This window comes from Saccharopolyspora sp. (assembly GCF_017434145.1).
GTDB lineage: Bacteria > Actinomycetota > Actinomycetes > Mycobacteriales > Pseudonocardiaceae > Saccharopolyspora_C > Saccharopolyspora_C galaxeae.
The window spans coordinates 1-5527 of sequence record NZ_JAFRFW010000632.1; the positions used below are offsets into that span (position 1 = coordinate 1).

At 70.8% G+C, this 5527-nt stretch carries 5 protein-coding genes; 1 reads left to right on the top strand and 4 read right to left on the bottom strand.

Annotation, left to right across the window (positions count from 1 at the left end; translation table 11 throughout):
- Window positions 1-1842 (top strand): FAD-linked oxidase C-terminal domain-containing protein (locus IJH84_RS17420; RefSeq protein WP_295146310.1); only part of this gene is annotated, 1842 nt, incomplete at its 5' end.
- Window positions 1843-1966: 124 nt separating this feature from the next.
- Here IJH84_RS17420 and IJH84_RS17425 read toward each other — a convergent pair.
- From IJH84_RS17425 to IJH84_RS17440, 4 genes are all read right to left on the bottom strand, one after another.
- Window positions 1967-2689: an MgtC/SapB family protein gene (locus IJH84_RS17425; RefSeq protein WP_295146312.1), complete on the bottom strand. Its 723-nt coding sequence runs from the start codon at window positions 2687-2689 to the stop codon at window positions 1967-1969.
- A gap of 218 nt (window positions 2690-2907) precedes the next feature.
- A complete protein-coding gene (locus tag IJH84_RS17430; protein ID WP_200072534.1) occupies window positions 2908-3498 on the bottom strand; it encodes a methyltransferase domain-containing protein in 591 nt (196 codons plus the stop codon).
- 39 nt (window positions 3499-3537) lie between these two features.
- The gene (locus IJH84_RS17435) at window positions 3538-4518 is read right to left on the bottom strand and encodes a VWA domain-containing protein (RefSeq protein WP_295146315.1); all 981 of its coding nucleotides are present in this window, start codon (window positions 4516-4518) and stop codon (window positions 3538-3540) included.
- Window positions 4518-5462: a DUF58 domain-containing protein gene (locus tag IJH84_RS17440; protein WP_295146317.1), complete on the bottom strand. Its 945-nt coding sequence runs from the start codon at window positions 5460-5462 to the stop codon at window positions 4518-4520. Before IJH84_RS17440 ends, IJH84_RS17435 begins: the two co-directional genes overlap by 1 nt.
- Between the last annotated feature and the right edge of the window lie 65 nt (window positions 5463-5527).

Here is a 5527-nt window from a genome sequence, read left to right on the forward strand (position 1 = left end):
CCCGGCGAAGCCGAAGCCGCCGCCGAGAAGGTGCGCAGCGCCATGGGCTCGCGGGCCGAGTCGGTCGTGCACACCGACCCGGCGCGGATGGGTGCGCTGTGGAAGATCCGCGAGGAGGGCTCGGGCTACTCCACCCGCATGTCCGACGGGTCCGAACGCTGGTCGGGCTGGGAGGACGCCGCCGTGCCGCCCGAACACCTCGGCAGCTACCTGCGCGAGTTCGACCAGCTGCTGGAGCGCCACGGGCGCAAGGGCGTGACCTACGGCCACTACGGCGACGGCTGCATCCACGTGCGCATCGACTTCGATCTGCTCACCGGCGGCGGTGCGCAGAACTACCGGGAGTTCATGGAGGCCGCCGCTGACCTCGTCGTCTCCCACGGCGGCTCGGTCTCCGGCGAACACGGCGACGGGCAGGCCCGCTCCGAGTTGCTGGCTCGGATGTACCCGGCGGAGGTGATCGGCGCGTTCGAGCGGTTCAAGTTCGCCTTCGACCCCGACGACCTGCTCAACCCGGGCCAAATCGTGCGGCCCCGGCCGCTGGACTCCGACCTGCGGCTGCTGGTCGCGCCGCCGAACATCCCCACCCGCACCACGCTGGCGCTGCACGCCGACGACGGCGACCTCGCCCCGGCGTCGCGGCGCTGCGTCGGCATGGGCAAATGCCTCAACACCACAGGTGGGGTGATGTGTCCGAGCTACCGGGCCACCAAGGAGGAGAAGCACTCCACCCGCGGGCGCGCGCACCTGCTGTTCGAGATGCTCAACGGCTCGCTGATCAAAGGCGGCTGGCGCTCCGAAGAAGTGCACGACGCACTCGACCTGTGCCTGTCCTGCAAGGGCTGCAAGACCGACTGCCCCGTCGGCGTCGACATGGCCACCTACAAGGCCGAGTTCCTGCACCAGCACTACCGCGGGCGCGTGCGCCCGGCCGCGCACTACTCGATGGGTTTCCTGCCGCTGTGGCTCGCGCTCGGCCAGTACGCGCCAGGCGCGGCCAACCGCGTCCTCAGTGGACCGATCGCGTCGCTGATCAAGCGGATCGGCGGCATCGCGGCCGAACGCGACATGCCCGCACTGGCCGGGCGCACCCTGCGCTCGTGGTGGCGGCAACGCGAACACCGGCCCGCGGGCGGTGACCGGGTCGTGCTGTTCCCCGACACCTTCACCAACCACTTCGACCCGCACATCGGCCGCGATGCGGTGCTGGCGCTGGAAAAACTCGGATCGGCCGTGGAAATCCCGCGCTCGCAGGTCTGCTGTGGACTGACGTGGGCATCCACCGGCCAGCTCGACATCGCCCGCCGCGTGGTGCGCCGCACCGCGCGGCTGCTGCGCCCGCAGGTCCGCTCCGGCCTGCCGGTCGTCGGCCTCGAACCCAGCTGCACCGCATTCCTGCGCAACGACGCGCTCGAACTCGCACCAGAGGATCCGGACGTGCGGGCGCTGGCCGAAGCCACCGAAACCTTCGCCGAGCACGTCGAACCCACGCGGTCGCGGTGGGAACGTTCCGGTGACGGCAAAGCACTGGTGCAGCAGCACTGCCACCAGTACTCCGAACTCGGCTTCGACGCCGACCGCTCGGCGCTGGCCGCCACCGGCACCGATGCGCAGGTGCTCGACGCCGGCTGCTGCGGGCTCGCGGGCAACTTCGGCTTCGAGCGCGGGCACTACGACGTGTCGATGGCCTGCGCCGAACAAGCACTGCTGCCCGCCGTGCGGCAGGCCGAACCGGGGACCGAGGTCGTCGCCGACGGGTTCAGCTGCCGCCTGCAGATCCGCCAAGCAACCGAAACCGAACCGGTCCACCTGGCGACCCTGGTCCGCCGAGCGCTCGACTGACCCGGGATCTCGCGGCTCGGGTGGCCGTTCCAGCGCCACCCGAGCCGGATCGTCACCTCCGACGGCGAAAACGTCGGCCGATCTCCGCACCCATCCGCGAGTGGCCTCCGGCCGCGACCGACGTTTAGATCCCGCTTTCCGCCGAATCCGCGGCCGAGGCGTGCAGCACGCCGTCCAGTTCGGTGAGGTCGTTGACCAGGTCCGCCACCGGCTGCTTGCCCTGGAGGTGCACCGCCACGACCGCCGTTCGCTGCTCGTCGGCGTCGGTGTCCTCCCGCTCCACCTGCAGGTCCAGCACCTTCCAGCCGCGACTGGTGCACAACGTCAGCACGTTGCGCAGCACCCCGTATCCGTCCAGGTAGCCGATGCGCACCACTTGGGGCTCGCGCAACGCGCTGCGCATCAGTCGCAACACCCGCGGATAGCCCACCGCGACCAGGAAATGCACCGCCGTCGTCGCGGTCCCCAGCAGCAGCAACCCGCTGCCGCAGGCCGTGCCGATCGCGGCGACCAGCCACACCGTCGCCGCCGTGGTCAGCCCGCGCACCACGTCGCGGCGCACGAAGATCAAACCGGCACCGATGAACCCGATGCCGGAGACGATCTGCGCGGCCACCCAGGACGGGTCGAACGAGACCTTGTCGAACTCCAGCACGTCCCCGAAGCCGTACTTCGACACCAGCATGAACAGCGCCGCCCCCACCCCGACCAGGGTGTGCGTGCGCAGCCCGGCGCTTTTCGCGCGCAGCTCGCGTTCGAGTCCGACCAAACTGGACAGCACCAGCGCGGAGCCCAGCTCGACCAGCAGCGGCAGCTCCCGCAAGCCCGTGATCACCTCGTCCGCCACCCCGCGAACGTAGCGCACAGTGGACCGTCCCGGCACTGGTGAGATCGACTACCAGCGGTTATGCCGTTCTCAGCGCACTTCCGCGCAGACGGCCGCGACCGGGAGAGGAGCGAGTGCTGAGAGCGCAGTGGTGCTCGAGACCCCAGCGACATTCGGGACGACAGCGGACTACCGCGACGCACCCCGAATCGACCGACTCAACTCGACACCGCGCGACCTCACCTCGGCCGCCGCGCCAAGTACACCAGCGCGGGCGGCACGTTGCGCCACACCGTCCGGCTGACCACGGTCTCCTCGAACACCGCCCGCAGATCCGCATGCTGGCGCCGTGCCGGTGCCGCCCACTGCGTCCACGTGTAGGCGAACTGCGTGAACGCGCCCTGCTCGGTCAGCGAATCCGCCACGAGCCGGATCAGCGGAACCCCGTCCTTCGGCGTGTGCGCCACCCACGGCAGGCCGCTGACCACCACATCCGCCCGCAGTCCCCGCTCCGAGAGCAACTCCGGAAGCTGTCGCGCGTCCCCGCGCACGACCTCCACATCGCCGAATCGGGCATCCAGCGAGTCCGCCCACCGCTGGTTGAGCTCCACCGCCAGGTGCCTGCCCCGGCCGCCCAACCGCTGCTGGATCGCCTCGGTGAACGCACCCGTGCCCGGCCCGAGCTCCACCACCACCGGATCACCCGACGCAGGCACCGGCGCGACCATGTCGCGGGTCAGGTACCGCGAACTCGGACCCACCGCGGCCGTGGTGGTCGGAGACTTCACGAACTCACGCAGGAACTCCCCCGCGCCTGCGGCAACGCTCACGTCCACTCCCGTGCTCGAACCTGCGGAGCACGCCGCGGCTCACGGCAACCGCCTGCCGAACAGCAGCGCCAACGCGGCCGCGACGATCGCGGTGAGCGTACCCAGCACCAACCACGGCTTGCTGGCGTCTGTGTGCTTGATCTCGTAGCCGATCTGCTCGCCCAGCGTCGCGTAGACCCGGCGCAACTGCTCGGCGCTGGCGGCCTTGTGGAACTCCCCGCCGGACAGGCCCGCGATCTCCTCCATCGCCTCGTCGTCGACGTCCACCGGCTGCGGCTGGCCCTCGATGTCGAGCGTGCCGTGCCGGGTGCCGAACGAGATCGTGGTGATCGGGATGTTCGCCTTCTTCGCCTCGCCCGCCTTGGTGTAAGCCCCGCGCGGCGCGTCCAGGTCCCGCGGGATCGTCTGCCCGCCATCGGCCATCAGCACGATCCGCGCAGGCGGCGCACCCTCCGGGCCGCCGACCATCTTGCCGAACGAGTCGATCGCCGACATCGAGGCGTTGATCCCGTCGCCGGTGGCCGTGGCCTCGGACAGCGTCAGGTTGTCGATCGCCTGCTTCACGCTGGTCCGGTCGGTCGTGGGCATCGTCATCACCGTCGCGGTGCCCGCGAACGACACCAAGCCCAGGTTGATGCCGGGGGTGAGCTTGTCCGCGAACTCCTTGGCCGCGATCTTCGCCGCCTCCAAGCGGCTCGGCTCGACGTCCTTGGCCATCATCGACAGCGACACGTCCACGGTCAGCATCACCGTCGCGCGATTGCGCGGAATGCGCTGCTCCGAAGTCGGCCCCGCCAGCGCGATCGTCAGCACCAGCACCGCCACGCCCAGCAACGCGGGCGGCGCGTGCTTGAACCAGCCCTGCCGCTTCGGCGCCACCCGGTCCAACAGCTCCAGGTTGCTGAACCGCAACGTCTCCTTGCGCGCACGCCGCTGCACCCACACGTACCCGGCGACCAGCGCGGCCAGCACCAGCAGCAGCAAGAACCACCAGGGCGAAGCGAAACCCCACAAGCTCATCAGGCCGCTCCCCCGGACCAGCCGCGTTTGCGGGCCATCACGAACCGAACGATGTCAGCGATCCAATCCGACTCCGTCCGCAGCACCAGGTGCGCGCAACCCGCGCGCCGCAGCGCCGCGGCCACCTCCTCGCGATGCGCCGCGGCCGCCGCGGCGAAGTCCTTGCGCAGCACCGGAGTCGTACGCACCTCCCGCTGCTTGCCGGTCTCCGGGTCCGACAGCACCACCGTGCCCACGTCCGGCAACTCGATGTCGCGCGGATCCAGCACCTCGATCGCCAGCAGCGAGTGCCGCGCGCTCAACCCGCGCAGCGCGCGCTGCCAATCGAGGCCACCGACGAAATCCGAGATCACCACGGCGAGCCCGCGCCTGCGCGGCGGCCGCCGCAACGACTCGAGCAACGCGTTCAGATCCCCGCGCGTGCCCGCCTGCGCGCGCGGCGTCTCGGCGACCTTCTTCAGCATCGCCCGCGAATGCGCGAGACCTCCGCGCGCGGGCAGCCGGACGTGCCCGGAACCGTTGTCCAGCACGGTGCCGATCCGGTTGCCACCACCGCTGGTCAGATGGGTGACCGCGGCAAGCGCCGCGATCGCGAGCTCCCGCTTGTCGCAAGCCGCGGAGCCGAAGTCCAAGCTGGCCGAGAGGTCCAGCGCCACCCAGGTCTCCAGCTCGCGGTCGGCCTCGGTCTGGCGGATGTGCGGCTCGGCCATCCGCGCGGTCACCGCCCAGTCCATCCGCCGCACGTCGTCGCCGGGCTGGTAGGTCCGGGCCTCGCCCGGCTCGGTTCCCGGACCGGGCACCAGGCCGAGGTGGTTGCCCTGCCGCAGCCCGTCCAGCCGGCCGCGCACGGTCAACTCCAAAGAGCGCAGCGCAGCCGCCAGCCGCCCGGTGTCCAGCACCGGAGGTGCCCACGCGGGACGGTCTCCGGACGTGGATCCCGTCACCGTCTCCCCCTTCACTGCTGGTTGTTCCCCCTCGGGGGCTGCCGGAAGCCCGCCGCCACCGGAGC